The sequence below is a fragment of the Archangium sp. genome, from assembly GCF_057119385.1.
Genome location: NZ_DBNGVP010000183.1, coordinates 119,530 through 146,133, shown reverse-complemented (window position 1 = coordinate 146,133; position 26,604 = coordinate 119,530). Strand labels below are relative to the sequence as shown.

General features: G+C 68.4%; 17 protein-coding genes. 6 read left to right on the top strand and 11 right to left on the bottom strand.

The window, feature by feature from the left end:
* Positions 1–128 precede the first annotated feature (128 nt).
* Complete coding sequence (locus AC16DP_RS43125) at positions 129–659, top strand: ester cyclase (protein WP_329730380.1); 531 nt, start codon at positions 129–131, stop codon at positions 657–659.
* A gap of 64 nt (positions 660–723) precedes the next feature.
* Here the strand turns inward: AC16DP_RS43125 and AC16DP_RS43120 are convergent, their stop codons facing one another.
* From AC16DP_RS43120 to AC16DP_RS43105, 4 genes are all read right to left on the bottom strand, one after another.
* Complete coding sequence (locus AC16DP_RS43120; RefSeq protein WP_329730381.1) at positions 724–2,256, bottom strand: hypothetical protein; 1,533 nt, start codon at positions 2,254–2,256, stop codon at positions 724–726.
* 239 nt (positions 2,257–2,495) lie between these two features.
* The gene (locus tag AC16DP_RS43115; RefSeq protein ID WP_483957060.1) at positions 2,496–7,925 is read right to left on the bottom strand and encodes an FG-GAP-like repeat-containing protein; all 5,430 of its coding nucleotides are present in this window, start codon (positions 7,923–7,925) and stop codon (positions 2,496–2,498) included.
* A 378-nt stretch (positions 7,926–8,303) separates the two neighbouring features.
* Complete coding sequence (locus tag AC16DP_RS43110; RefSeq protein WP_329730383.1) at positions 8,304–8,828, bottom strand: glycine cleavage system transcriptional repressor; 525 nt, start codon at positions 8,826–8,828, stop codon at positions 8,304–8,306.
* A gap of 81 nt (positions 8,829–8,909) precedes the next feature.
* Positions 8,910–9,401, bottom strand: a complete 492-nt coding sequence (locus tag AC16DP_RS43105) for a VOC family protein (protein ID WP_329730384.1) — start codon at positions 9,399–9,401, stop codon at positions 8,910–8,912.
* Between the two features lie 260 nt (positions 9,402–9,661).
* Between AC16DP_RS43105 and AC16DP_RS43100 the strand changes: the two genes are divergently transcribed.
* Positions 9,662–10,300, top strand: coding sequence for a methyltransferase (locus tag AC16DP_RS43100; RefSeq protein ID WP_483957059.1), 639 nt, complete (start codon positions 9,662–9,664; stop codon positions 10,298–10,300).
* 129 nt (positions 10,301–10,429) lie between these two features.
* Here the strand turns inward: AC16DP_RS43100 and AC16DP_RS43095 are convergent, their stop codons facing one another.
* The 4 genes from AC16DP_RS43095 to AC16DP_RS43080 are packed head-to-tail and all read right to left on the bottom strand — an operon-like array spanning position 10,430 to position 15,078.
* Positions 10,430–11,929: a DUF4340 domain-containing protein gene (locus tag AC16DP_RS43095; RefSeq protein WP_329730386.1), complete on the bottom strand. Its 1,500-nt coding sequence runs from the start codon at positions 11,927–11,929 to the stop codon at positions 10,430–10,432.
* Positions 11,926–13,509 carry a GldG family protein gene (locus tag AC16DP_RS43090; protein ID WP_329730458.1) on the bottom strand — a complete coding sequence of 528 codons (1,584 nt, stop codon included), beginning with the start codon at positions 13,507–13,509 and terminating at the stop codon, positions 11,926–11,928. The genes AC16DP_RS43095 and AC16DP_RS43090 overlap by 4 nt, the downstream gene beginning before the upstream one ends.
* Positions 13,510–13,513: 4 nt before the next feature.
* Complete coding sequence (locus AC16DP_RS43085) at positions 13,514–14,308, bottom strand: ABC transporter permease (protein ID WP_329730387.1); 795 nt, start codon at positions 14,306–14,308, stop codon at positions 13,514–13,516.
* Positions 14,309–14,346: 38 nt separating this feature from the next.
* Positions 14,347–15,078 carry an ABC transporter ATP-binding protein gene (locus tag AC16DP_RS43080; protein ID WP_329730388.1) on the bottom strand — a complete coding sequence of 244 codons (732 nt, stop codon included), beginning with the start codon at positions 15,076–15,078 and terminating at the stop codon, positions 14,347–14,349.
* Between the two features lie 207 nt (positions 15,079–15,285).
* On the opposite strand from AC16DP_RS43080, the gene AC16DP_RS43075 reads away from it, so the two are divergent.
* Positions 15,286–16,479, top strand: a complete 1,194-nt coding sequence (locus AC16DP_RS43075) for an aspartate kinase (RefSeq protein ID WP_483957058.1) — start codon at positions 15,286–15,288, stop codon at positions 16,477–16,479.
* A 62-nt stretch (positions 16,480–16,541) separates the two neighbouring features.
* Positions 16,542–17,750, top strand: coding sequence for a hypothetical protein (locus tag AC16DP_RS43070; RefSeq protein WP_329730390.1), 1,209 nt, complete (start codon positions 16,542–16,544; stop codon positions 17,748–17,750).
* A 33-nt stretch (positions 17,751–17,783) separates the two neighbouring features.
* On the opposite strand, the gene AC16DP_RS43065 is transcribed toward AC16DP_RS43070, so the two are convergent.
* Positions 17,784–21,287 (bottom strand): hypothetical protein, encoded by a 3,504-nt coding sequence (locus tag AC16DP_RS43065; protein WP_329730391.1) that lies wholly within the window; start codon positions 21,285–21,287, stop codon positions 17,784–17,786.
* A 170-nt stretch (positions 21,288–21,457) separates the two neighbouring features.
* Between AC16DP_RS43065 and AC16DP_RS43060 the strand changes: the two genes are divergently transcribed.
* Positions 21,458–24,001 carry a N,N-dimethylformamidase beta subunit family domain-containing protein gene (locus AC16DP_RS43060; protein ID WP_329730392.1) on the top strand — a complete coding sequence of 848 codons (2,544 nt, stop codon included), beginning with the start codon at positions 21,458–21,460 and terminating at the stop codon, positions 23,999–24,001.
* A 243-nt stretch (positions 24,002–24,244) separates the two neighbouring features.
* Positions 24,245–24,808, top strand: a complete 564-nt coding sequence (locus AC16DP_RS43055) for a hypothetical protein (RefSeq protein WP_329730393.1) — start codon at positions 24,245–24,247, stop codon at positions 24,806–24,808.
* Between the two features lie 24 nt (positions 24,809–24,832).
* Here AC16DP_RS43055 and AC16DP_RS43050 read toward each other — a convergent pair whose 3' ends face one another.
* Both AC16DP_RS43050 and AC16DP_RS43045 read right to left on the bottom strand, forming a co-directional pair.
* Positions 24,833–25,780: an ATP-binding protein gene (locus AC16DP_RS43050; protein WP_329730394.1), complete on the bottom strand. Its 948-nt coding sequence runs from the start codon at positions 25,778–25,780 to the stop codon at positions 24,833–24,835.
* A 70-nt stretch (positions 25,781–25,850) separates the two neighbouring features.
* Positions 25,851–26,501, bottom strand: coding sequence for a hypothetical protein (locus tag AC16DP_RS43045; RefSeq protein WP_329730395.1), 651 nt, complete (start codon positions 26,499–26,501; stop codon positions 25,851–25,853).
* Positions 26,502–26,604: the final 103 nt, after the last annotated feature.

Here is a 26,604-nt window from a genome sequence, read left to right as displayed (position 1 = left end):
GAAGGAGTTCATACGTTGGCTGCGAGATGGTTCACAGCGCGGTCACGGCGTCCGTGGCACAACGCTGAGCATGCAGGGGCCGATGAGCCACTGCGGCAACACGCAGCACCACACCTGAGGGGGGAAACATGGACGCTACGACCGCACGCAAGTTCTACCAGAATTACGTGACCACCATCTACGAGGCGGGCCGCGTGGAGGAGCTCGGGCGCTTCTTCACCGAGGACATCGTGCCGCACCCGGCCATCCCCGGAATGGAGCCGGGCCTGAAGGGGATGAAGGCCGTCATCAAGGGGTGGTTGGCGGCCTTCTCGTCGATGCGCTACACCATCGACGGCTTCGTCTTCCAGGGCAACATCATCGCGTCGCGCATCAGCATCAACGCGGTGCACACCGGTGACTTCATCGGCATCCCGGCGACCGGGCGGAAGATCACCGTCGTGTCCCATCCGCACTACCGGCTGGAGCACGGGAAGATCGCCGAGTTCTGGGACATGCCGGACATGCTGTCGCTGCTGCAGCAGCTCGGCGTGTTCCCCGCTCCGTCGCTGGCGGCCTGGTACCCCACCACCCGCCTGGGCCTCACGAAGAACAAGCCGGAGCTCATCGCGCCCAGGGTGGCGGGCGTCGGGGTGGTGCGGGACTTCGAGCGCGTGTGAAGCGGGGCCTCACGAGGGGGGCTGGGCTCTGACGGCCCCCCTCGCGAGCACCCCACGCGAATCCCTAGCAGTCCGCGCTGCAGGAGGCGGGCGTCTCCCAGGCATCACACACGCTGTCGCCGCACGCGGAGTTGAGGAACGTCTCGAACACGGCCTTGCGGTGGGGGATGAAGGTGGTGTTGAGCGCCGGGGAGATGCGGTGGCGCGGCCCATCCGGCCCCGGATCGGTCTGCTCGGAGACGTGGACGAAGCCCAGCGAGCCCGGCCAGGTGATTCCGCCTCCCAGGTTCGCCCCATTGCTGAGCTGGTGGCAGCCCGCGCACGAGAGCGCCATGGAGCGTGCCACGATCTGGGGCGGTGTGAGCGTGCTGGGGATGGCGTTCAGCTTGAGCTGGATGTTGTTCATCAGCGCGGCGTTCCCCGCCGCCTGGTTCACGTAGTGGTTCTCCAGGGGGCTCTGCGCGTCGCTCTGGCCGCTGTTGACGTTGTCCGCGAAGGCCATGGAGAAGAGGTTGATGTCGTTGATGGCCAGGTTGGACACCTGCCCGGGGAAGTCCACGTTCTGGAAGGAGCCGGCCAGCGGGTGCGCCGAGCCCGCGTTGAAGAGCGTGCCGCCCGGGTTGGTCTTCACCGTCACCGGGATGAACTGGAGCGTGCAGCTGGTCCCGCTCGTGCTCGTGCCGAAGCACGGCTTCTGGATCTTGAACTCGCGCAGCAGCCAGTTGGGAGACATGAACTGGTTGGTGCGCACCTGGCCGGTGGTGCCCGGTGGCCGGTTGCCCAGGTTGTCGATGTGGAGCACGGGCATGAAGCCCGGCAGGCCCACGAAATAGAAGTCCCGCAGCCTGTTCGCCCGTGAGGTGGCGAGGGGATCCGTCGTGAGGTTGGCCCAGAAGTCGGCCACCGGCCGGCAGCCCTCGAGGCCCAGGGCGGGGGTGGGGTTGGGCAGCACCGCCTCGAAGATGACGAGGTTGCGGTTGCCCGGGTTGGTGATGCCCGAGCGCTTCGCGAAGACGACCCGGTACTCGCCGCAGTTGGCACCGTCGGCGGGCGCCAGATCAAAGCGGTTGAACAGGCCCACGGGGATGTAGGAGTCCGGGTTGGTGGCGGGCGAGACGAACGGATCCACCAGGGCCTGGTTTCCCTCTGCGCGGGGGCAGGCGTACGGGAAGCCATTCATGTTGGCCACGCCCGGGCTGTTGCAGTTGGGCCCCATGCCGAGCCCCGGCCCCAGCCGCGCCGTGTCCCACCACTGGCGGAACAGATCCAACGGTGTCTTGGGCACGCCGCTGGTGGCGATGAGCTGGTTCATCACGTCCAGGAACGGGAACCTGCCGAGGATGACCTGGTCCGTCACCACCAGCGAGCGCCGCGGATCCACCGCGACGGCCAGCGCCGAGGGGCCGGTGGGGCCCGCCAGTGGCAGGGCGCCAATTCCCCGGCGCTCGGGGTGGAGGCTCTCGGCCTGGAGGTCTCCCGCGGGAGTCGCCGGGGCCGCTTCCACCGGCCGTGGCTCCGTCGGCTCACAGCCCCCTACGAGTGCCAGCGCAGCGGCTCCCAGCAGGGCTGCCCATTGCTTCTCGTGCATCCTCTTCATGTGTGACTCCCAAGCGGATTGGTTCGATATTTCCTGTTATCCAGAATATAACAGGAGTAGTGGATTTTACATAGAGTGTTGTTGGATTTTTCTCCTGGTGGGGGAATGGGTGTCCGTGTAGCAGGGGCGCCCGGTTGGGGCCGGGCAGGGAGGCGCCGGGCCTGAAAACACAGAGGCCGGACGCCCGCGGAGTGGTGGGGCATCCGGCCTCGGTTTTCAGGGGGCGCGGGTGTCTGTCTTCAGAAGAGGCGGGGGAAGAGGGCGCTCACGGAGTGCCCACCGGTCCCGGTCAACCCCTCCACCTGGCCGGCGAGCGGGTTCTTCGCGGACATGTTGAAGAAGTCCGCGGTCACATACAGGTAGCCAGGGCCGGCATCGAAGCTGGTGCGGAGGAATCCCGCGGTGTCGTGCAGCACGGAGTGTGCCCTCACTCCGGGGATCCACCCCGTCAACGTGTCCAGCACCTGTGTCGCCAGCCCACCGCCGGGGCCCACCAGGCCTCCCGTGCTGTTGAGGGCAATCGCCTCGCCCGCGGAGATGGCTCCTCCGGTGACGCGCTCCACCATCTCCCCGTACTGCTTCTGCCACGGCTTCCAACTCGAGGAGTCGTTGAGCAATGCCTTGTCCTGCTCCGACAAGGCGTTGAGCTTCTCCGCCTTCATCTCCCGGATCTGCGCCAGCTCCTCGTTGTCGAAGCGTTCGCTCAGCTTGTCGGCGCCCTTCTGGATGTTCTCATCGAGGTGTTTGAACTCGTGGAACAGGCTCTGGGCGGTGTAGGCCCAGCCAATGGCTTGTTTCAGCCTGGAATCCAGGGGGCTGATGGGGGAGGTGAGGGCGGAGGTGGCGCCCCCTGCCCAGGCGGCCTGTGCTGTCTGGGCATTGCCCAGGAAGCCAGCCCCGAAGGTGTACGCGGATGCGGCGCCCAGCAGGATGCCGCCAATGCTCATCAGCACCGGATCTCCGAGGAAGTAGCCGGCCGTCATGGTGGCCGCGCCGATGACGGAGATGGCGAAGGCGGTGCCGGCGAAGCCGGTGGCCATGCCCACGCTGACGGCGGTGGCGATGGCGGCCACCACGGGGACGTGGCCGGTGGGGTCGGTGTTGGAGATGGGGTTGTTGTAGACGTAGGCGTAGCGGTTGAGCGCTTGCGGGTTGAGGGTGGAGGGCACGACGCTGTCCGGCGAGATGAAGCGCCCCAGCTTCGGGTCGTAATACCGCGCGTTCATGTAGACGAGGCCCGTCTCGTCGGTGACATGCCCGCCGTAACCGAGGGGATTGGAGACGGAGGCCGAGGCGGCCACCACGGCGCCGAAGGGGGCGTAGTCGTAGCTGGCCACCTTGTTGCCCGCCTGGTGGGTGATGGCGCGGACGGAGCCCAGGTGGTCCTGGTGGTACCAGTAGGCGCCCGAGGCGTCGCGCCGGGCCACCAGGAGCGGGCCCGCGTAGTAGGAGCGGGTCAGGCCGTTGGGCCCCAGCTCGAGCAGCGGTCCGAAGTAGCGCGTGATGCCGGAGGGGCCGGACTTCACCACCCGCTGGCCGTCCGCGTCGTAGGCGAAGGTGGTGGCACCGCTCGCGGTGGTGACCTTGGCCAGCCGGTCATCGCTGTCCCACTCGAGGGTGCGGCCATCGCCGGCCAGGAGGTTGCCATTGGTGTCGTAACGGTAGGTGGCGCCTCCCGCGGACGTGACGGCGTGCCGGTGCAGGCCATCCGCGTAGGCATGGCTGCCGAGCTGCGAGCTCCAGGTGATGTTGCCCAGCGCGTCGTAGGTGAAGGCCTGGGCCTGGGCCCCCGAGGTGCCGGTGAGCCGGTTCAGGCCGTCATAGGTGAACGAGAGGTTGGAGAGGGGGTTGCTGGCGGAGGACATCGACGTCACGCGCCCGCCCGCGTCGTAGCCGTAGCTGGCCTGGTAGAGCGTTCCGGCCGGCCCCGTCACACTCGCCCCGCTCATCCACTGCCGCGCGTCCGAGTAGGTGAAACGGGACGTCGTCCCATTGGCATACGTGGCCGACACCAGTTGGCCCCGGCCGTTGTAGCTGAAGCCCTGGACGTAGCCGCTCACACTGGCCATCCGCCCGGCGGCATCGTACCCATACGTCACCCGCTCCCCATCCGGGTACGTCACCGCGGCCAGCCGGCCCGCCACGTCATACCCGTACTGGAGCGTGTAGCAGTACCCGCTCACGCACTTCGTGGTGGACGTCATCCGCCCCGCGAAGTCGTAGCTGAGTGACTCGCTGCCCGACGGGAACACCCGCGAGGTCATCGCACCCAGGCCCGCTCCATGGCCGGCCTCGTCGTAGGTCCACTGCGACGTCCTGCCGTCCGCCAGCGTCTTCGTCAACACGCGCCCCAGGGCATCGTACGTGTACGCCGTGGTCTGTCCCTTCGCGTCGCGCCGCGTGAGGAGGTGGCCGCTCGCGTCGTACGTGTAGCTGCTGCAGCCCGTGTCGGGGTCGCACCCCGTGAGCTTGCGCCCGAGCGAGTCCCAGGTGGTGGTGCTGACGTTGCCCGCCGCGTCCGTGGCCCGGGTGAGGTTGCCGAGCAGATCATACTGGTAGGTGGTGTACTGGTAGGCGGAGCCATTCTTCTCGCGCACCTGCGTCATCTGCCCGGAGGCGTCGAACCAGGTCACCCGCTCCTGGCCGAGCTCGTCGTAGCTGGTGACGGAGCCATTGCCGTAGACGCGCTGGCCCCGGGTGCCGTCCGGGTTGGTGACGGTGCGCAGCCGGCCCAGCCCGTCGAAGGCGAACACCTGGTATTGGGGCGTCTCCCCGGGGCCGTACCAGGAGGACTTCTTCCACACCCGGGTGGAGCCGTCGTTGTAGAGCGTCTCCTGGACGAGGCCGCCCTTCTTCACCGTCTTGTAGCGGCGCCCCAGCCCATCCTCGTACACGTCCGTCCACAGGCCGTCCGCCGAGCCGTCGGAGAACGTCTGGCGGATGCGTTGCAACTGGGGGTTGCCCCAGTCCAGGTAGGAGAAGCTCTTGGTGCTGCCGTCCGGCAGGCGCGTCTGGAGTGGCCGGCCCAGGGCATCGTGGGTGGAGGTGGTGAGGTTGCCATTGATGTCCGTTTCGCTCTTCACCAGGCCCAGCACGCCATCCCACGTCTTCGTCGAGCACTGCCCGAGCGCGTTGCACCGCCGCGTCTCGTAGAGGTGGTAGGTGCTGTCGTACTCGTGCGTGGTGAGGGCGCCCCGCTCGTCCGTCTCCGACGTCCGGTTGCCCCACGCGTCGTATCCGAAGCCCCGGAGGATGTAGCCCCCGGTCTGGTTGTTCCAGGCCCGCTGCCGCGTCAGCTGGCCCACCGTCGGTGCCGCCGCGTACGTCCCATTCCCGTCATACTCGTTGAGCGTCTGCTTCAGCAGTGTCCCCGAGGTGCCGATGCCCGCGTAGATGTTCTCGTACGCTGGCAGGCCCACGAGGTAGGCCGACTTGTTCGGATACACGCCTCGCAGGGACGTGCGCTCGTCCCCCGCCACGTCGTAGTCCCCGTGCTCGTACGTCAGATAGCCGTTTCCGTACTCGTCGTAGCCCACCTGCAGCAGCGTCCTGCGGCACGAGGCGGACTGGTTGCACTCGTACTCCCAGCGCTGCGTCATCAGCGACGTGTAGGGCGGCGCGGTGTTCTCCGAGTAGCCGAACGTCGAGTACTTGTAGAGGTTGCCCGCGGCGTCGCGGTGGTACGTCACCTCGGGCTTGCTGATGCAGCCGACGTGCTGGTGGTAGTACGTCTCGGTGTAGTTGCCCGCCGCATCCAGCACCGACGTCACCTTCCGGTAGCCGAGGAACCGCCGCTCCGCCGCCGACCAGAGCCCCCCCGTGTATTGGTAGCGCGTGGTCGCCGAGCTCCCCCGTCCATCCGACGTCGTGACCGCGGTCACCGCGTACAGGACGGTGCTGACCGGCAGGTAGGTATTCGCCCAGGACGATGACGGCCCGTACGACACCGTCGTCGTCCCGCCGAGCCCGTTGGACACGGACGCGAGCAGGTCCGGTGTGGCGCCAGCGCCGAGGAAGAGGCGGTTGGTGCCCGAGGAGGGCCAGTAGACGTAGACGTCGCTCCTGCCGTCGCCGTTGTAGTCGCCCACGTGGAGGGTGTGCGAATCGGAGCCGTTGAGGGCGGCGGCCGCGATGGGGTCGAAGGAGGAGGTGAAGGTGCCGTTGCCGTTGCTCAGGAAGAGGCGGTTGGTGCCCGAGGAGGGCCAGTAGACGTAGGCGTCACTCCTGCCATCGCCGTTGTAGTCGCCTACGTACAGGGTGTGCGAATCGGAGCCGTTGAGGGCGGCGGTCGCGATGGGGTCGAAGGAGGAGGTGAAGGTGCCGTTGCCGTTGCTCAGGAAGAGGCGGTTGGTGCCCGAGGTGGGCCAGTAGGCGTAGACGTCGCTCCTGCCGTCGCCGTTGTAGTCGCCCACGTAGAGGGTGTGCGAATCGGAGCCGTTGAGGGCGGCGGTCGCGATGGGATCGTTGTAGGCGGTGAAGGTGCCGTTGCCGTTGCTCAGGAAGAGGCGGTTGGTGCCCGAGGAGGGCCAGTAGACGTAGGCGTCGCTCCTGCCATCGCCGTTGTAGTCGCCCACGTGCAGCTGCCCCCCGGAGCCGTTGATGGCGGCGGTCGCGATGGGATCGTTGTAGGCGGTGAAGGTGCCGCTGCCGTTGCTCAGGAAGAGGCGGTTGGTGCCCGAGGAGGGCCAGTAGACGTAGGCGTCACTCCTGCCGTCGCCGTTGTAGTCGCCCACGTGCAGCTCCCCCCCGGAGCCGTTGATGGCGGCGGTCGCGATGGGATCGTTGTAGGCGGTGAAGGCCAGCGCGCTGGCGGTGTAGCCGTAGCTCATGGCCGGCAGGGCCGTGCCGCTGGTCACCGTCCCCGCCGCGTCGACGCTGGCATCCCTGCCGAACTGCTGAACGCTCGCCAGCATGGACCGGGACGTGCCCCCGCTCGTCGTGTACGCCAGCTTGTAGGCACGCACCCGCGAGCCCGACACCTGCACGTCGAGCGTCTTCAGCCGGTAGCTCGTCCGGCCGAGGCTTCTCCCATTCGCGAACGTGACGACATCCGGCCGGAGCTCGCGGTGCAGGGTCAGCGTCGTTCCATTGTACGCCACGCTCGACGGGTAGCAGTCCAGGTGCGGGCTCCCGTCACACCACCACCCATACGTGACGGTGTTCCCCTTCGTATCGGTGACGCGCGACAGGCCCCAGCGCAACGTGCCACCCGCGGTCGTGTAGAGCGCGTCGAACGTGGCCCGGGTGCCATCCTTCTGCGTGAGCTCCCAGCGGTTGCTCGCCCCGTCGTATTTGATCCGGAGGTAGTTCTCGATCTTCGCCGAATGCGTGCCACCCGTGGTGCAGCTCGGGCTCGTGCTCCCCGCGGCGCACGGGAGCAACTCCTGACCATCGAGGAAGTAGAGATCGGAGCCGCCGTAGGTGGGGGCTCCCTTTCCCGGGCTCATGCGCTCGAGCGTGCTGAACCCTTGCAGACGCCAGCCCACTCCCACGAAGCCGTTTCCGCTCGAGGAGTTGTAGTCCAGGCTCAGCTTCGGCTCGATGCCCTGGAATCGCGGCACCTCGAGCGCGATGTGCTCCTGGTAGCCACCGTAGAAGGTGTTCACCCCGTTGCCGTTAGTGCCAGCCTGCGCGTTGGCGGCGGAGGTGCCCGGGATGAACGCGAGCACATTCAGCAGAAGAAATGAAGCCGTTCGAAGGTACCACCCGGATGTTCCCGCAGAGCTCATGGTGTTCCGCTCCCACGCTTGTCCAGACATTCCCCCCCGCGGCACGAGGTCCAGGCCGGGCTCCGCCCGCCGTGGCCGCCGCGGCTGCTCCGCGGGGGTTGACCTCCCTCATGTGTCGGGTGTCACGGACAGTGTGTCTATTCTACACTCGATATCACGGAAAACGAGGCGAAACCAGATTCGAGGTAGAAGCGGGCGGAGCCCCTGGCGGAGCGGCGCTTTCATGCCCTCGACACGGGTGCCTTCGCGGGTGCCGCCGCGGTGGGAATCGGGCGCTGCGTCCCGGCGGCACTGGAGATCGCCGTGGAGGGCGGTGATTCAGATGGTGTCGAGATCGATGTCGCAGCCGATCTTCTCGCCGAGCGTGGCCAGCTCCTCACGCATCTTGCGGACGCTCGTGCCTGGCGGAAGGGTGATGACGCCCTCGAGCACGAAGAGCGGCGTCCCCGCGAAGGGCGCCGACTCGATCCGTGTCTCCATCTCCTCGACATTGACGGAGTGCTGGCGGAGGAGCGCGGTCACGCGGGCGGTGATGCCAGGCTGATCGTTGCTGTAGACCTTGAGCCGGTAGGGAACGCTGCCGGGGGCACGGGAGGGGGCGGTGTCCGCCTCATACATCTCGAGGCGGAGCCCCATCCGGGTGCCGTCGCTCTCGAGCTTGCGCCGGAGCGAGGCGAGCGACTCGGGGGAGCCCTCGATGAGGGCCAGCAGGGCGAAGTGGCCGCGCAGATTGACCATGCGGCTGTCGGCGAGGCTGGCGCCGACGTCATACACGTGCTGGGTGAGATCTGCGACGAGGCCAGGACGATCGGGACCGACCGCGGTGACGATGAGCTGAGGCATGGCCGGGACCATAACAAGCCGGCCCGGGGGCGAGCACGCGCATTCAGAGCGGCGTGGGCTCGACGACATTCGGGCACGGGCTCACGCGCGGTAGGCCTTCTCGAGCGCCGCGATGTCGAGCTTGACCATCTTCATGAGCGCGTCGGAGACCCTCTTCGACCGGGCCGGGTCCTTGCCGCGCATCATCTCGTCCAGGCTCGCGGGGACGATCTGCCAGCGCAGACCGAACCGGTCGATGAGCCAGCCGCAGGCCTGCGCCTTGCCGCCTCCCTCGAGAAGGGCATTCCAGTAGCGGTCCAGCTCCGCCTGATCGTCGCACTGCACGACGATCGAGATGGCGTCATTGAACTCGTGGTGGGGTCCCGCGCTGATCGCCTGGAAGCGCTGGCCCAGGAGCGTGAAGTCCACGACCTTGACGGAGCCTGGCGGCCCGCTCGGCGAATCACTGAGCATTGGCGTCACCTGGTCGACGTGCGAGTCCGGGAAGATGGAGGCGTAGAACCTCGCGGCTTCCTCCGCCTCCTTTGCGTACCAGAGGTGCGTGAAGATCTTCGATTTGCTCTTCAATGCCATGGCCGTACCTCCTGTGGGGTGCCTCTCGCTTATCAGCGAGCAGCTCCTGCCGTGAGCGCAGCGGTGTGGGCGAGCGCCCAGGGCGTCCGGCAACCGACAACCTCCTGGACCTGGTGAACGAACGCAGTGGGAGGGGTGTCAAAGTGCCATGAGCTGGGGGGAACATGGAAACGTCAGGCAGCGAGATGCTCGAGGTCGTCACCGGTGTGCTCCAGCGGAGCCAGGCCGAGACGTTTCCTCATGAGATTCAGCAATTGGGGATGCCCTTCCTGGTGTTCCGCAATGTGTTCTCTCCCAAGTACCTGCCGGCCGCCGAGAACTTCGCACGCGCGTTGCCATTCCGGCGGGGAATGCACTTCCTGGAGATCGGGCCGGGGATCGGGGTGATTGCCGTCGCGGCGGCGCTCGCGGGGGCCGAACGGGTGGTGGCGATCGACATCAATCAGGACGCTGTCGACAACACACGCGCCAATTTCGTGAAGCACGGTGTCGAGGCTCGCGCCGACGCCCGCCAGGGGGATCTCTTCAGCGCCCTGCGCCCCGGCGAGAAGTTCGACCTCATCTTCTGGAACGTGCCCTTCTTGCACGCTTCTCCCCCCGAGTTGGGTCTCCTGGAGCGCTCGATCACTGACCCCAACTACGAGACCGTGAAGCGCTACATGCTCGAGGGGCTGGAGCAGCTGAGGCCGGGCGGCCGGCTCACCGCGGGCTTCAGCAGCACCATCGGAGACCTGCGCCTTCTCGAGGCGACCGCCAATGCGGCTGGCCTTACGACGGAGATCTTCCACCGGGAGGAGGTCCCCGTATACAGCCCGGTGGATGCCCCTCCCGAAGCCTCCAAGCCCTTCATGCTGGAGATCCTGAACATCTCCCGGGCACACCCGTACCTGATGCCTTGAAGAGTGGAGGCGGTGGGAATCGAACCCGCCGCCGTGCGCGACGAGGTCCTGCGGATTCAAGAAGACGGCGAAGAGCCTTGAGGCCCGGAAGATGGCCCGGCTCGTCTTCGAGCAGCTCCGAGGCGTGTCTCAGGGAGTGCCGGCCGCGGCGGGCGCTCCGTCCATGAGCTCCGTGAGGGCGAGCGGCAGCGCGTCGATGGCGGGCTTCTCCACCTCGAGCACGTCCTCGGACGAGCCGCGGGCCCACAGCCGCTGCGGATTCCCCTTCACCTCGGTGCCGAGCCTCAGCCGGGCGATCTCCTGGCCCTGGGCGTCCTGCAGCGTCACCCCGCGGCCGGTGGTGCCAATGCCATACCTGCCCCAGCTCTTCGGGTTGGACTCGCCGAGCGCCGCCGCCTCGAGCTTCTCCAGCGAGCCCAGCAGCGAGGCCACCTTGAATTGCTTGGCGTTGCCCACCAGGGGGCTGGCCACCTCCCACTTGCCGGTGTCCGGGGCCTGCACGAGGGAGATCGTCTCGCCACCGGGCGTGGCCGGATGGATGACGATGCGGGCCACGTCGCGGATGGTGAAGGCGAGCGCCTTGCGGTCCTTGAAGTCCTTGGGCGCGAGGTCCAGCACGTCCAGGGCGAGCGAGTCCACCACGGAGAGCATGGACTCGGCGTCCCACTCGGACAGCGCGAAGACCTGCTGGATGCCGTCCAGCTCCAGCCCGGTGATGCGCACGCGCACCGGTCCGCCGATCTTGCGCACGAAGGTCGCCTGCACCATCGGCTTCTCCAGGGCCTGACGGACCTTCTCCTCCTGCTCCGGCTCGGGGAAGCCGAGCGCCCGGTATCCCTCGAGCGTGGACACCATCTTCTTCACCTGCTCGGTGGCCGCGCGCAGCTCCACCGGCTGCACCAGCTTCCACGGCTTCTCGGTGGTGGCGCGCTCCAGGGTGAAGGCGTTCTTGCGCGCCTTCGCCTCGATGCGCAGCAGCGAGGCCTCCTCCACGGGGAAGACCACCCGATCCCTCCACTCGTTGGTGTGCTTGAGCAGCACGAAGCGCAGCCCGCCCTGGGCGGAGTACACGCGCGGGTCTCCCTCGCGGCGCACGTACACCGAGCCGTCGAAGTTGTTCTCGACACCCAGGTACACGGTCGTCGAGCGCTGGCGCGAGGGATCCTCCGCGCCGCCGCCCTGCGCGTCCGGCACGTAGGCCCGGGCCGTCACGGTGCCGCGGGGCTGCTTCAGCCCGTAGCGCTCCAGGTCCGCGTCGGTGGGCTTCTCCTCGAGCGTGGCCTTGAACTTCGCGGCGGACAGCTGGCCGAGGAGGTTGCTCACCTCCGTCTTGTTCGCCCGCGTGGAGATGGGCGCGGTGATGCGCCAGGTGCCGTCCTTCAGCTCCATCACCGTCTTGCCCTGGGGCACCTCGACGGATAGCCAGGTGAAGACGGGCTCGGGCGGAGCGCCGCCGTCGGTGCCGGTCTCTCCGGGCGTCTGGAGGGCGAAGACCTTCTCCTCGGCCTCCTTGCGCCGGGTCTCCTGCTGCTCCGGCCGCATCACGCCGAAGTACGCGTAGAGGCCGAGCCCACCGGCCACCACGGCGGCGGCGAGCAACGTGACGAGGTTCTTCTGTTGGGCGTTCACTTGTTTCGCCTCGAGAGCCAGATGGCCAGGCCCACGCCGAGCAGCGACAGGGGCAGGACGTCGGTGGACACGAAACGGATGCGGTGGAGCATGTCCGCATCCAGCTGGAGGGTGGAGGCCGCGCGGTCCGGAGGACGGATGGTCACCTTGTCCTCCTGGCTGGTGGTCCAGGCGAGCGCGTTCATCACCAGGTTGCGGTTGCCCTCGTGGCCCCAGTTGGAGTCCATGAGGAGCTCCGAGTCACCCACCACCACGAGCCGCGCCTCGTCGGAGCGCTTGCCCTGCGCCCCCGAGGTGGTGCGCGTGCTGGCCGTCACCAGGGGAATCTGGCCGGTCCGCTCGCCCTCACCGGGGGCCGGCTTGTCGTCGGGCTTCTGCTCCACCCAGCCGAAGGGCGAGGTGCTGACGACGGGCACCACCTTCACGCCCTCGGCCAGTCCCTGCGTCAGCACGTCGAGGGCCCGGGAGGTGGGGAACTCGATGTTGAGCTCCCGCTGCTTGAGGGGCAGGGAGATCTCGTGCTGGCCGTAGAAGAGCGAGAGCACGACGTAGGGGCTGCCGCTGTTGAACTGCGCGTCGGCGACCACGCCCGGGTCGATGCCCACGCCGTACTCGGCGAGCAGGCCGGACAGCTCCGGGCCGGGCTCCCCGTAGGCCTCGGCGAAGTAGACCATGCGGCCGCCGGCGGACAGGTACTGGCGCAGCGAGTCCACCTCGGAGGGGCTGAAGCGCCCCTTGGCTCCGGCGATGAGCACCAGCGCGGCATCCCGGGGCACCGTGGTGCCGCCCGCGAGGTTGAGCTCCTGGGTGACGTAGCCCTCCTGGGTGAGCTGCTGCTTCATCTCCGAGAGGCTCGTCGTCCGGCCGCGCTGGCCGGGCATGGGCATCGGCTGGTTGAGCGGCCACTCGCCATGGCCCACCACGAAGTACGCCTTCTGCTCGCTCGTCCGGGTGAGCTTGATGAGGGCGTTGGTGAGCTCCTGCTCGCTGATGATGTTGAGCGAGGTATGGGACTCGCTGGCGCCCTCGCCGCGCGTGAGCACCACGGTGACCTGGCCCTCGTGCAGGTCGTACCTGGCGGCCAGGTCCGGGTAGCGGCGCGGATCCTTGAAGGAGTAGTCGAACCTGTCCGGCGCCTCCGCGTGGTAGCGGTCGAAGGTGGTCTGCAGCGCCTCGTAGGCGGGGTGGTCCGTGGGGATGAAGCCGATGGCGCGCACCGGCTCGCGCAGGCCCTGGAGCGTGCTCAGCGTCTGGGGCGAGAGCGTGAAGATCTTCTGCTCCGTCAGGTCCCAGCGCACGTTCTTCTTGTGGGCGATGTAGTTGATGGCCACCAGGGCGCCCAGCGTCAGCAGTAGCGTGAGCGCGGTGCTGCCGAAGAAGAAGCTGGAGCGCCGCGAGGCGAACTGGCCGAACTGTTTGAAGTTCGTGGCGAAGTAGAGGCCCAGGAGCACCAGCCCGGCCACCCCCTTGACGGCGGTGATGGCGAAGGAGCCCGAGGAGAAGAAGAGGGTGAAGGGGCTGGAGAACAGCAGCAGCAGCCCGAAGCCACCCAGGATCTTGCCGATGTTGGACGCTTTCATCACGTCAGGCCCAGCGCTGTGCTTCCACCGTGCGGTGGCTGAGCAGCAGCGAGAAGAAGATGACGGAGAAGAAGAAGACGAGCGCCTTGAGGTCCAACACGCCGCGCATGAGGCCCTGCAACTGCGCGCCGAAAGACAGGTAGCTGAGGAAGGAGCGCACGGGCTCCTCGGTGGCCTGGGCCAGTCCCTGCAGCAGCATCCACGGCAGCAGCACCGCGAAGGTGACGAGCGCGGCCACCATCTGGCTCTCCGTCAGCGAGGAGATGAACATGCCCACGGCCATGCAGGTGGCGCCCCACAGGAGCAGCCCGCCGTAGCCCAGCAGCACCGTGCCCCACTCCAGCGCGCTGCCGGAGTCCCCCTGGCCGAAGACGGTCAGCAGCACGGGGAAGAAGAGGGTGAGCCCCAGGGTGGTGGTGATGATGCCCAGGCCGCCGAGGTACTTGCCCAGGACGATCTCGATGGGCCGCACCGGCGCCGTCATCAGCAGCTCGAAGGTCTTGTTGCGCTTCTCCTCCGCGAACAGCCGCATGGAGAGGAAGGGCACCACGAAGAGGGTGATCATCACCACCGTGGACCAGAAGGGCACCATCACGCCGTCGGTGAGGTTGCGGAACTCCTGGGGGACGCGCTCCCAGCCGTACACGCGCGCCATCTCCTGGGCGCGCTGGAAGTCGAACAGGGAGTTGACGAAGAAGAAGGACGACACGGCCAGCATCGCCGTGAAGACGGCGTAGGCCCAGGGCGTGGTGAAGTAGATGGACAGCTCTTTGCGGGCAATGGCCAGCGCGGTGCGCATGAGGCCTCCAGGAGCGTGGGCGAGGGGACGCGCGGGCCTCAGGCCGCGGTCAACTTGATGAAGATCTCCTCCAGCGAGACGTTCTCCGCCTTGCCGCCGTGCACCTTGGCGAGCTTGCGGATCTGATCGTACGCGACCACCCGGCCCTGGTTGATGATGAGGACCTTCTCGCAGGTCATCGTCACCTCGGGGAGGATGTGGGTGGAGAGGATGACGGTGTGCTTGCCCGCCAGCCCCTTGATGAGGGCGCGCACCTCGGCGCGCTGGGCGGGATCCAGGCCCTCGGTGGGCTCGTCGAGGATGAGCACCGGCGGGGAGCCGAGCAGGGCCTGGGCAATCCCCACCCGCTGCTTGTAGCCCTTGGAGAGGTTCTGGATGACGCGGCCCATGACGTCCGCCAGGCCGGTGAGGCCAGCCACCCGCTCCACCTCGGCCCGGAGGCCGCGGCCGGGCAGCCGCTTGAGCTCGGCCACGAACTTCAAGTACCCGGCCACCGTCATCTCCGGGTAGAGGGGCGGGGTCTCAGGCAGGTAGCCGATCCGCCGCTTGACCTCCAGGGGCTGCTCGAAGACGTCGAAGCCCGCCACCTTGGCCGTGCCCTCGGAGGGGGGCAGGAAGCCGGTGAGGATCTTCATGGTGGTGGACTTGCCCGCCCCGTTGGGACCGAGGAACCCGAGGATCTCTCCCTCGGCGACCGAGAAGTTCAGGGAATCCACCGCGACCCGTTCCCGGTATCGCTTGGTGAGGTTCTGGACCTCGATCATGGGCATGGGGAAGCTCCGGAAAGAAGCGTTCGACCGGCGGCCGATATAAGAGCCGGTCTCGGACTGTCAAGGCGGGCGGGCAGGCGGGGGCGGGTCACGGGAGGGCGCTGGCGAGCCTTGTGCATGAGTGACTTCCAGTGTGTCTGGGCGGACACGCCCGGCAGGTTACCTGTGACCTCCACCGGGCCCTAGGAACAAAGCAGCGGGTGCTTTATGCCAATCGTGGTTCAGAAGTACGGCGGCTCGTCGGTCGCCGATGTGGAGAAGATCCGCAAGGTCGCACTCCGGGTGAAGGAGACGCGGGATCGAGGCTACCAGGTGGTGGTGGTGGTCTCGGCGATGGGAGACACGACGGACGAGCTGCTGGCGCTGGCCAAGCAGGTGTCGCCGGACCCGCCGAGGCGCGAGCTGGACATGCTGCTGACGTGCGGGGAGCGCATCTCCATGGCGCTGTTGTCGATGGCGCTGCAGGAGCAGGGGGTGCCGGCCATCAGCTTCACGGGGAGCCAGAGCGGCATCATCACGAACGACGCGCACTCGCAGGCGCGCATCGTGGAGGTGAGGCCGTACCGCATCCAGGACGAGCTGGCGCGGGGCAAGGTGGTGATCGTCGCGGGGTACCAGGGCGTCTCGTACAAGCGGGAGGTGACGACGCTGGGGCGAGGGGGCTCGGACACGACGGCGGTGGCGCTGGCGGCGGCGCTGAGCGCGGAGTCGTGTGAGATCTACTCGGACGTGGACGGCATCTTCAGCGCGGATCCGCGGGTGGTGCCGGACGCGAGGAAGCTGGAGTCGCTCTCGTACGACGAGATGCAGGAGCTGGCGAGCGCGGGGGCGAAGGTGCTGAACGCGCAGGCGGTGGAGTTCGCGAAGGCGAAGGGGATCGTCATCCTGGCGAAGACGGCGCACGCGGCGGGGACGGGGACGGCGGTGCAGGAGCTGGTGGCGCCGGCGGACACGCGGGTGAAGGGGGTGACGGCGGAGGCGGAGATGGCGGTGCTGTCGGCGGCGGTGGAGGCGGTGAAGCTGCAGGAGCTGCTGGAGTTCCTGGACGCGCGAGGGGTGCGCGGGAGGGCGCTGGCCTTCGACGGGTTGATGGGGCAGGGGAGGACGTTCATCGCGGTGCCGTTGCAGGACGTGCACGGGCTGGAGGTGCTGAAGCGGGACGTGGGGGCGCGCTTCGGGGAGGCGGTGACGCTGCGGGAGGAGGTGGGGACGGTGACGGCGGTGGGGGCGGGGATGAACGCGGACTGGAGCTACCTGCGAAGGGCGCTGGGGGTGGCGGAGGAGCTGGGGGCGAGGGTGCACGCGGTGCACACGTCGCCGCTGCAGTTGACGCTGCTGGTGGACAAGCAGCACCTCAAGCCGCTCACGGCGAGGCTGCACCGGGAGTTCCTCGGAGCCTGAGCGCCGGAACCTGACCCCTCCCCCCTGGCTGATCGGTGGGAGACGTTGAAGAATGCCGCTCGATGGCTACGTACAACATCTCCCTGGCGGATCTCCGGCAGGACATCGCGGGGGTCATCCCGGCCGGGCTCGTGCTGAGCTGGAACGGGCAGGAGAAGACCTCGGCCCGGCACGAGCAGTTGCTGGCGCCCTTCCGGACGCGGGGCACGCTGCTCTCCATGGACTCGGCGGGACTGTCCACGCTGACCCAGCGCTACTCCCTGGCCCAGGTGATGAAGCTCGTCTCCGAGCCCAAGGAGGTGCTCCACGCCCACGGCACGGCGATTGGCGGTGAGGCCATCGGCATCTGGGCGGCGGACAACGCGCAGATGTTCTTCGAGGAGGCAATCGAGCCGTCGCGGGTCGTCGCGCAGATGCTCGCGGCGCAGGAGCGGGTGAAGGCGCTGCGGGTGCAGGTGGGCATGGGCATCCACACCTGTGAGTGCTACCGGGTGGGAGGCGGGCTCTTTGGCGAGGGCGCGGACTTCATCGAGGCCATCGCGGAGGACGAGACCGCGGGAGGAGAGCTCGTCGTCTCGGGGGCGATCCTCGAGCGCCTCCCCGCGGGAATTCGCGACGCGGCCCGGTTGCGCGAGGACCTCCGGGAGCGGGGCGAGCTGTGGTCGTTGAAGGACTTCCCCGGACGCGTGGAGGCCGTCGAGGGCGGCAACCTCCACTACCCGACGCCCTTCGACGCGGCGTTCTTCCAGCGGGTGCGCTCGACGTCCGTGGAGGAGCTCGGGAAGGAGTCCTTCCCCGAGTACCGGAAGACGCGGACGGTGGTGTTCGTGAAGGTGAGGCACGTCCCGCACGAGTTCCTGCTGGACTCGTTCACGGACATGTCGCTCATCGACCTCGCGGTGCGCCGGATCGCCTCGTCGCACGGAGCGGACGTCGTGAAGTCCAACGGGACGCTGGCGATCGTGCTCTTCGAGGAGGGGCACGCGGCGGTGGCGTTCGCGCGGGACATCATCGAGGGCAACCGCGCCCTGGGCTTCGAGGCCCACGTGGGCGTGTCCCGGGGCGAGGTCTACCTCTTCCCGCTGGCCAACGGAGAGCGGGAGATCGCGGGCAATCCCGTCAACGTGGCCTCCAAGCTCGCGGAGGACTCGGGCCTGGAGGGAGTGCTCGTCGAGCGCTCCGTCGCGCTCGGAGGGCTCGAGCGCGACGGAGCACCCTTCCAGATGACCCTCTCGCGGGTCGAGCTGGCCGGACATCGCTTCGTGGTCTGAAGCGAGGTCCGGGGTGGTGCGACGGACGGCCTCTCAGGGGGCCAGGTAGTGATCGAAGTGGTGATCCAGCGTGCGCGTGCCGTCGGACAGGTTGACGCCTCCCTGGAGCCACGGCGGAACGACGCCCCCCATCACGGCGGGCACGTTCATCGGCTGCCGCCGCGGATCCTGGTAGCGGGGCCCCGAGCCCGCGGTGAGGGCACCGGGACGCAACCCGGGCAGGGGCGCGGTGGAGGTGTGGCAGGTGAGGCAGAAGGTGTTGGAGCTGGTATCGGGCCGGGGCGCGTTCGCCTGGAACACCGGGAGGGCCAGCTTCTGCGCGCGCTTGCACCGCGACGCCAGGGACGGATTCGCATGCGGGTTCTTGTGGACTCGGTCGATGCACAGGTGCTCGCCGTACTGCGCGGGGTAGTCGCGCGGATCCACATAGGACTCCAGCCGCATCTGTTCGCACAGGAGCGTGGGCGCACCCGGATACAGGCTCGCCCGGGAGCGCAGTACCGTCAGCGCGGGGTGCGAGGACTCACCGGTATACGAGGTGATGTCCACCAGTGTCCCGAGCGCGTTGTTGCAGATGTGCTCGTCGAGCCACGCGGCCTGCGTGTCCTGCGCCGACAGCGAGTAGACGCGGAACTCATCCACCCAGCCGAGGAACGGGAGCCTCGACTGTCCCTGGACGAAGGACGGCCCCGGATCGCCCACCGTCATCCACGTCCAACCGTTGACGGTGTCCGCCATGAGGTTGAAGCCGGTGTCCGTGGGCGCGACGGCGAGCGTGGTGACCGGGGTTCCGTTGACGAGGAACTGGAGCGTCCGTTGGCCGGCCCGGGTGAAGACCTTCACGCCGAGGTGGAAGAAGCGGCCCGGCTGGACGAGCGAGCCGAGGTTCACCGTGTACCGGCCCCCGGTGGCGCCGTTGTACACCTCCAGCTCGTGCCACGTGGCACCGGTGATGTCCCTCGCCGCGACGAGTCCAATCCATGAGTTGTCCGGGAAGTAGAAGAGGGTGCGCGGGAGGGTGCGGGTGATGGAGAAGATGACCTTGGTGGGGAATGCCTGGCGCGAGTCGAGCCAGATGCCGAGGTACCAGTCGCGGCGCGAGGGCTGGACGGGGTAGCCCATGTCCATGAAGTCATTGACGCCATCCAGCCACACGCCCTTGCCGCTGACGCCGCCCAGGGCCACGGGCTCGACGCGCGCGCCGCCGCGCAGCCGCAGCGAGCCGGGCCCCTGGAGGTTCTCGGTGCCGTGAGCGGCGCTGGTGGTGGCCGCGTTCTGCACCAGCGGGTTGCGTGCGAAGCGGAAGTCCGCGATCTCCCCGCCCCGCACGTAGGCCCAGGCGTTGCGCGTGGGGATGAACCCGTCCTTGGGGAACGTCTCGGCGCGCTGCGAGCCGAAGGGCGAGACGTCCATGCGCATGGGCGCGTTCATGTGGGCCACGACGAAGGCCTGTTTGTTGAGGTACTCGTCGAAGGCCACCTCGGAGGTGCGCTGGGTGTTGGACTGGACGTTCCACACCACGTCGAAGGGCAGCGTGGGCCGCAGCGCGTCGAAGTGGTTGAGCTGGTTCTCGAAGGAGAAGATGGAGGAGCTGCCCTGGGGCGTCAGCGAGAGATCGTCCCCGGCGTAGAGGCGCAGCCCGAAGGTGCGCGTGAGGTTGTCCGCGCGGTTTCCTCCCAGGTCGGCGATGCTCAACCCGTTGTCGAGGATGACGGCCTTGCCGTGGGTCCACGCGCCCAGCACGCTGATGGCCTGCGCGGGAGCGCGGTCCGGGTTGAACGCCGCGCGTTCCCCGTCGTTCTGCGGCGGGGCGGAGAGGGACTGGGTGGTGACGTTGGGCCCGAACTGCTCCCGGAGGACCATCTGGCGCGCGTAGTAGCCGTCGTGCGGGTTGTTCTTCGCCGCGAAGAAGAGGTTCTTTCCCTCGCGGTCGAGCCACGCGTACGCGCCCTGGTTGCGCACGCCGAACGGGATGGCGTTGCCCATGGAATCGCGGAACGGTTGCGGCACGCCGCCGATCACCTGGGACTTCGCGATCTCGTAGCGGCCGTTCACCTGGGGATCCATCGGCATCATGCTGATGGGCTTCATGTGCGCCCAGCCGTCCGCGCGGCAGGCGTTGGGTGAGTACGAGTAGAAGAGCCCGTCCATGTTGACGACGAGCAGCCGGCCGTCTCCGCTCACCGTGGGCTCGAAGAGGAAGAGCGGCTTGCCCTCGCCCGACGCGGGCCGCGTGTGGACGCCGTTCCAGTAGCCGCCGTTGCTGATGACGGAGTCCTCGTCATCCTCCACCTGGAAGCGCGAGCGCGAGGACTGCCGATCGAAGAACTGGCACCACTTGGGGATGCTGGGCCCCGTGGCGCGGGGGTAGGTGTAGATGGGCTTGCCCGAGCTATAGCCCACCAGGACCTGATCGTAGCACTTGAAGCCGGGGTGGCTGCTGAGGACCTTCGCCCAGTTGATCTGATTGGTGCCCGAGAGCGTCCAGGTGGAGTTGTTGCCGTCGAGATCGCCCCAGGGCGTCTCGTGCACGTTGAAGGGCCGGAAGGGAGGCAGCTCCCATTGGGGCAGGGACTTCACCTCGCCCTCGGGGTTGCGCGGGTAGATCCACAACCCCCAGCCGCCCGGGTCCCAGCCCTGCCGCTCTCCGGCGGACAGCGTCTTCGGGTCGCGGACGAACACGGTCACGTCCACCGAGCGCAGCTCCCACTGGTTGCCATTCTCCGCCGCGGTGAGCCCGTACAGCAACGAGATGTCGTAGCAGTCGCCGGTGACGAGGGGGGAACCGGCCTCGTAGCGCGCCTGGCACTTGAGGGGATTGTGCTTGCTGGAGACGTAGGCCGGCGCCGAGTCCTCGCAGAGCGTGCTGTGGAGCGCGTCGGGGAAGAAGCCGTTGTTTCGCGTCTGCAGCGAGGAGAAGAGCGGGTTGTAGTAGATGAAGGGGTGGCTGCCGGGCTGATGGGTGGGCTGCGAGAACAGGGCGCCCTTGGCGGCGAAGTCGTACTCGAGGTCCTGTCCGAGCACTTCGGGGCGGAACGTGACGAGCATGGAGCTCTCGCCGCAGCCGCGGCAGCCGCCGCGCAGGGACAGGCGTCCGTCGTTGGTGCTCCGGGTGAAGGGGAGCACCTGCTGGGCACCGTCGGCGTCCGCGGTGGAAGGGATGCGCGGGCCATCCCAGAAGTACTCGAAGGGCGGGTAGGGCTGCACCTTGCCCACGAGCGTGGAGGGGAGCAGCGTCGGCGTTTGTCCCGAGGGCTGATAGGGGCGCCAGGCCGGGGACAGCTCCCGGAAGATGCTGGGCCGCTGCGGATTGGCCTCGTTGTAGCAGTTGTCGATGCGGCTGTAGTCGCTGGAGCACGGCGCCGTGCCCACGAGCGCCACGTCGGTGAAGAGCGTGGGGGTGTCGAGTGCCGCGGCCACCGTGCCGGGGCTCTCCGCCTCGGTGGGGGCGGGGGCCTCGGTGCACGCGGCCCAGGCCGTCAGCACCAGCAGGATGGGCCAATGGCGAGGAGCCGGACGCTTCGATTCTGGACGCATGAGACACTCTAACAGACCTGTACCTCTGGAATCCAATGAAAACCGGGTAATTCCAGTGTGGCGGTGAGGGCGCTGATCTGTCCGGCATGCTGCCCGGGGATGGGTGGAACACTTCCCATGCCGGGGCTCGTGCTTACCCTCGCAGGCCCAGGGGGGTTGGGAGGCGGGCCATGGCGAAGGGTGTTCGGATCATCGGGGTGTTGGCTGCCGTACTCTGCCTCCTGGGCCTGGCCGGAGGGTGTGAGGAGACCGGGCCGGGCACGGGCGACTCGAATGGGGGCGGGCGCGACAATTCGCCGGTGCAGCGCTCGGATGGTGGAGAGCCGGACATCGTGGACGGAGGTCCGGCGGCGCCGCCTCCCGAGGATGGAGGGCCGGAGCCGGTTCCACTTCCCCCGCATGACGGGCAGGCGATCCGCAAGGAGAACGCGCGTCCGGGGACGGGGGCGTGGCGCATCAAGCGGGCGGCCAACAACAACGAGATTGAAGGGTACGCGCTCGTCTCCACGGTGACGCAGGGCGAGCGGGTGCCGATCGCGGTCTCGGTGACGGGAGGGCCGCGCAAGTTCAGCTGGGAGGTGTACCGGCTCGGCTATTACGGAGGGCTGGGAGGCCGGGAGGTGGTGCGCGGAGGGCCGCTGCAGGCGGTGCCGCAGGCGCCGTGCCCGCCGCAGAGGCCCACGGGCATCATCGCGTGCAACTGGACGCCGACGCTGGAGCTCGAGACGAACGCGAGCTGGGTGCGCGGGGTGTACGTGGTGAAGCTGGTGCGGGAGGACGGCTACCAGCGCTACGTGCCGTTCTTCGTGAGGGATGTGCAGCCGCGCTCGGAGGTGACGGTGCTCGTCCCGACGACGACGTGGGCGGCCTACAACACCTGGGGGGGCACGAGCCTCTACGACGACAAGTTCCGCATCACCGGGAAGGGGCGTGCCCACCAGTCCTCGTTCGATCGGCCGTACTCCCGGGGCTATGGCTCGGGGCACCTGCTGGATGACGAGCAGGGGTTGATCATGTGGCTGGAGGCGCAGGGGCTGGACGTGGCGTACGTGCCCAACGAGGAGCTGGAGCGGAGCGGGGACTCGCTGCGCGAGGCGAAGGTGCTGGTGATGTCGGGGCACGACGAGTACTGGACGCGGGCGATCCGGGATCGGGCGGACAATGCGGTGGCCGAGGGCCGGTCGATCATCAACCTGGGAGCGAACCAGGCCTACTGGCAGGTGCGGTTGGAGCCGGCGGCGGATGGGAGGCCGAGGCGCATCGTCACCTGCTACAAGGGAGACGCGGAGGATCCGGTGGGGGTGAGGAGCCCGGAGCGGACGGCGAAGTTCAGGGACCTGGCCACGCCGCGTCCGGAGAACGCGCTGTTGGGGGTGATGTTCTCCAGCCGGTGGCACCAGTTCGCGTTCCCCACGGTCATCACGAACGCGAACCACTGGGCCTTCGAGGGGACGGGGCTGAGGAACGGGGACACGCTGTGGAGGGCGAACGGCTACGAGCAGGACCAGGTGGTGGACAACGGCCAGTCTCCGGAGGGGTTGGAGGTGCTGGCGGAGTCACCGGCGTTGTCGCTGCAGGGGGCGTTCGGCTTCGGGCAGATGGTGGTGTTCCGCAAGGGGAACGCGTGGGTGTTCTCGGCGGGAGGCGTGGACTTCGTGCACACGCTGGGGACGAGCGACGCGGCGGATCCACGTGCGGCGCGCCTGGTGGCGAACGTGCTCTACCGCGCGTTGGGGCGGTCGGTGCCGAGGGACCTGGTGGTGCTCCCGGCGACGCCGTTGCCGAAGCCGCGAGGCACCTACGCTCCGGCGGTGCGCACGGTGGCGGGGGAGGCGGGGCGGCGAGGAGATCAGGATGGAGGGCCGGGCCGTGGGCTGCTGGCGGCGCCCATCGCGGTGGCGGTACTGCCGGGTGGAGGCTGGGCGGTGGCGGACGCGATGGCCAACAAGGTGAAGCGGGTGGCGCCGGATGGGAGCATCTCGACGCTCTCGCCGGTGCGGCTCAACGGCCCGATGGGGATTGCCGCGGACGCGCAGGGGAACGTCTACGTCTCCGACTCGGACAACTACTGCATCCGCCGCATCACGCCGGATGGGACGACGACGGTGTTCGCCGGAGCGGTGATGGCGCCGGGCCTGGTGGATGGGCCGGCGGTGCAGGCGCGTTTCAACCAGCCGGCGGGGCTGGCCATCACGCCGCAGGGCGAGTTGCTGGTGGCGGACCTGGGCAATGGCGTCATCCGGCGGATCGATCTGCGGGCTCCGGACAGCCCGGTGACGACGTTGCCGGCGAACCTGTGGCTGTACCGGCCCTCGGCGGTGGCGCAGGGGCCGGACGGGACGGTGTACGTGGTGGAGACGGGAATGTCGCGCGTGATGGCGCTGCGCAACGGCACGGTGAGCGTGGTGGCGGGCTCGCCGCCGGGAGGCTTCGCGGACGGTGCCGGGGAGAACGCGCGGATGCTGCCGTACCTGGGCCTGGCGGTGCTGGCGGACGGGAGCCTGGCGGTGTCGGATCCAGGCAACTACCGGGTGCGGCGCATCACGCCGAGTGGCGAGGTGACGACGCTGGCGGGCTCGGGCCGTTTCGGCGCTCGCAACGGAAGCGGAGGCGACGCGGACCTGGTACTGCCCGCGGGGCTCGCGGTGGGCCCGGACGGAACGCTGTACGTGGCGGAATCGGGCAACGCGCTGCTGCGCGCCATCACGCCGTGAGCTGAGCCTGTCAGCTCTCCGCGGTTTCATCGGAGCGACTCCGCTCCTTGGGCTACAATCCCGGGAGTGGCCCTGGTGATCCGCGGAGAGGGACATGTCCAAACGGCGCTGGCTTCTCGGTGTGTTCGTAGTGCTGTCCCTCTGGGGCTGCGGCCATACCGGCGCTGCTACGGCCCCACGGGATGAGTCCGGCTCACAGGCTGGGAGCGCTTGATGGAGAAGATGGGAACGGTGAGGTGAGCGATGGCGCACCCTGGACTCGAGGAGTTGATAGCGAGGTTCCAAGCAGCCCGGCAGTCGGGAGATATCGCCCGGCCGAGCGAGGAGCAGCTCCGGTTGCACCGTGAGCTGGCCGAGACCTGCCCTGCGTTCACGCAGAACGCCCTGTTCCTCGCCTGGTTGCTGCAACGGAGGCTCTGGACCGCACCGGATGAGGGGCAGGACCCGGAGCCCGCTTTCGCGGAGGTTCAGCGGCTTCTGGCGCAGGCCGTCCAGGGGTCCTACCGCGGCGCTCCCGCCCTCGTGGAACTGGGCTTCTTCCTGGATACTTATCGTGACTCCTCGCACGAGGCCGCGAAGCTCTACGAGGAAGCCGCGGCCAAGGCTTCGGTGACGCTCAAGGACGCGTGGTGGGGGCTGATCCGGTACTGGAATGCCGAGCGAACGAAGGAGACACTGGAGAAGGCGCTCCGGCTGGGAGAGTTGGCGGAGAAGATGTTTCCGGACTCCCACGAGCTCATCGAGGAGTTGATGACGACGCGGCAGTACGCCGCTCAAGAGGGACTGCTCAAGCCCGAGCAGTCCTGAATTCGTCGCCTCGAGCCCACGATTTCAGCGTCCCGGGCCGCGCATGCCGCCCGGAGGAGGTCCCGGGCGCACGTCCAGCTCCTGCCGCATGCGCCGCTGATCCGGCGTCTCCTTGGGCAGCTCCACGAAGCCGCACATCTCGCACAGGCGGCTGTAGATGCGCTCGCCCACGCGCTCGCGCAGCAGCTCCACGTCGCGGGCCGCGGTCTTCGCGTCCTCGGTGCTGCGGTAGCCGCTCGGTGCCGCGGTCCGGACGCTCTTGCGCTCCGGCTCCAGCGAGTAGTTCGTCGCGAAGAGGGTGGTGCGCCCCGCGTTGTAGCGCCGGGCGATCAGCTCATCGAGCGTCTCCATCTCGAACTGGCTGCCGCGCCCCTTGCCCATCTCGTCGATGGCCAGCACCTCCACGTCCGACAGGGGGCCGATGATCTCCCCGCCGCTCTTGCCCTCCTGGAAGCCGCGCCGGATGGTGGCGTAGAGCAGGGAGATCTCGACGTAGCGCGCCTCCAGGCCCACCTCGAGCACCAGGTGCTTGAGCGTGGCCGCCAGCAGGTGCGTCTTCCCCGTGCCCACCGGGCCACTGAGGATGAAGCCCTTGTTCACCCCGCCCTTGGCGTAGTGGTGGGCGAAGTGCATCGCCAGGTTGCGCGCCCGATCCTGTGCCTCGTTGAAGGCCCGGTAGTTCTCGAAGCTCGCGTGCGCCGCCACGCCGGGCAGCCCCACCTGGTTGAAGTGCTCCATGCGCTTCGCCCGGTGCTGGCAGACGCACGGCACGAGCACCTCGTAGCGCTTGGGGCCCACCTTCGCGCTGAAGGTCTCCTCGCGCGTCTCGTACGCGTACCCGCGTCCCTCACACAGCCCGCACCGGGCCGAGCACGTGCACACCCGTGCCTGCGCCCGGTCTCCGCGCCGCTCGATGAGGTACGTTCGCCCCCCACACTCGCCACACACCTCGCCGCTCGCCTTGGTGCCCATGTCCGCAGGCCATAGCAGAGCGCCCTGACGCTCGTCAGCCTGCTACACGGACGTTCACCCACCTACCGCTCTAGGCATCCATCAGCCCCAGCCGCCGGCGCACCACCGCCAGCAGCCGGAAGCGCCGGGCCAGCCGCCGGGCGCGGAAGGACATGTACTGCTGATCCATGTCCTCCCCCCGGGCCGTGCGCCACAGCTCGCGCCGCTCGGAGAAGGGCAGGGCGCGCAGCAGCATCAGCCCCACCAGCGTCTCCAGGGCCTCCATCCGCGCGAACTCGGTGGGCACCTCGTGCAGCACCGCCTCCAGCAGCCGGTGGACGCGGGGGGCCAGCGCCGGCTCCCGCTCGGCCAGCCGCTCCAGCGAGGCCTGCAGCTGGGCGTGGCGCTGCTCCTCCCACGAGCGCATCCGGGCCGTGCGCCGGCTGCTCTCGGTGCCCGCGCCCGCGGTGCGCTCGCGGTGCTTCTTGATCTCCGCCTCCACCTGCTTGCGGCAGGCCCGGAGGCTGCGCAGCACCGGCTCGCCGGGGCGCGCGTCCCACAGCGCCTTCTCCGCCGAGCGGGCGATGCCCCGCGCCACCACCTCGAAGGGAACTCCCTGCTCGGCCCAGGACGTCAAAAGCTCCACGTCGAGCGCGGACAGCATCAATCCGCTGCCGCGTATCGCGAGGAAGTAGTCCTGCACCAGCTCTTCGAAGCTGGCGCTCTCGGGCAGGAGGCTCATGTGGTGCGACATCTCCCTGGTGGGCAGCCGGACGGCCGGGCGCAAGATTCCCCCTTACCAGGAGGGACTGACAGAGCAACCCGGAGAACGCTTTTCGCACAGC

Excerpts from the sequence above, each read along its gene's own strand:
- AC16DP_RS43125 (WP_329730380.1), top strand. The coding sequence starts at position 129 with ATGGACGCTACGACCGCACGCAAGTTCTACCAGAATTACGTGACCACC.
- AC16DP_RS43120 (WP_329730381.1), bottom strand. The coding sequence starts at position 2,256 with ATGAAGAGGATGCACGAGAAGCAATGGGCAGCCCTGCTGGGAGCCGCT.
- AC16DP_RS43110 (WP_329730383.1), bottom strand. The coding sequence starts at position 8,828 with ATGCCTCAGCTCATCGTCACCGCGGTCGGTCCCGATCGTCCTGGCCTC.
- AC16DP_RS43105 (WP_329730384.1), bottom strand. The coding sequence starts at position 9,401 with ATGGCATTGAAGAGCAAATCGAAGATCTTCACGCACCTCTGGTACGCA.
- AC16DP_RS43100 (WP_483957059.1), top strand. The coding sequence starts at position 9,662 with ATGCCCTTCCTGGTGTTCCGCAATGTGTTCTCTCCCAAGTACCTGCCG.
- AC16DP_RS43090 (WP_329730458.1), bottom strand. The coding sequence starts at position 13,509 with ATGAAAGCGTCCAACATCGGCAAGATCCTGGGTGGCTTCGGGCTGCTG.
- AC16DP_RS43085 (WP_329730387.1), bottom strand. The coding sequence starts at position 14,308 with ATGCGCACCGCGCTGGCCATTGCCCGCAAAGAGCTGTCCATCTACTTC.
- AC16DP_RS43080 (WP_329730388.1), bottom strand. The coding sequence starts at position 15,078 with ATGCCCATGATCGAGGTCCAGAACCTCACCAAGCGATACCGGGAACGG.
- AC16DP_RS43075 (WP_483957058.1), top strand. The coding sequence starts at position 15,286 with ATGCCAATCGTGGTTCAGAAGTACGGCGGCTCGTCGGTCGCCGATGTG.
- AC16DP_RS43070 (WP_329730390.1), top strand. The coding sequence starts at position 16,542 with ATGGCTACGTACAACATCTCCCTGGCGGATCTCCGGCAGGACATCGCG.
- AC16DP_RS43065 (WP_329730391.1), bottom strand. The coding sequence starts at position 21,287 with ATGCGTCCAGAATCGAAGCGTCCGGCTCCTCGCCATTGGCCCATCCTG.
- AC16DP_RS43060 (WP_329730392.1), top strand. The coding sequence starts at position 21,458 with ATGGCGAAGGGTGTTCGGATCATCGGGGTGTTGGCTGCCGTACTCTGC.
- AC16DP_RS43055 (WP_329730393.1), top strand. The coding sequence starts at position 24,245 with ATGGCGCACCCTGGACTCGAGGAGTTGATAGCGAGGTTCCAAGCAGCC.
- AC16DP_RS43050 (WP_329730394.1), bottom strand. The coding sequence starts at position 25,780 with ATGGGCACCAAGGCGAGCGGCGAGGTGTGTGGCGAGTGTGGGGGGCGA.
- AC16DP_RS43045 (WP_329730395.1), bottom strand. The coding sequence starts at position 26,501 with ATGAGCCTCCTGCCCGAGAGCGCCAGCTTCGAAGAGCTGGTGCAGGAC.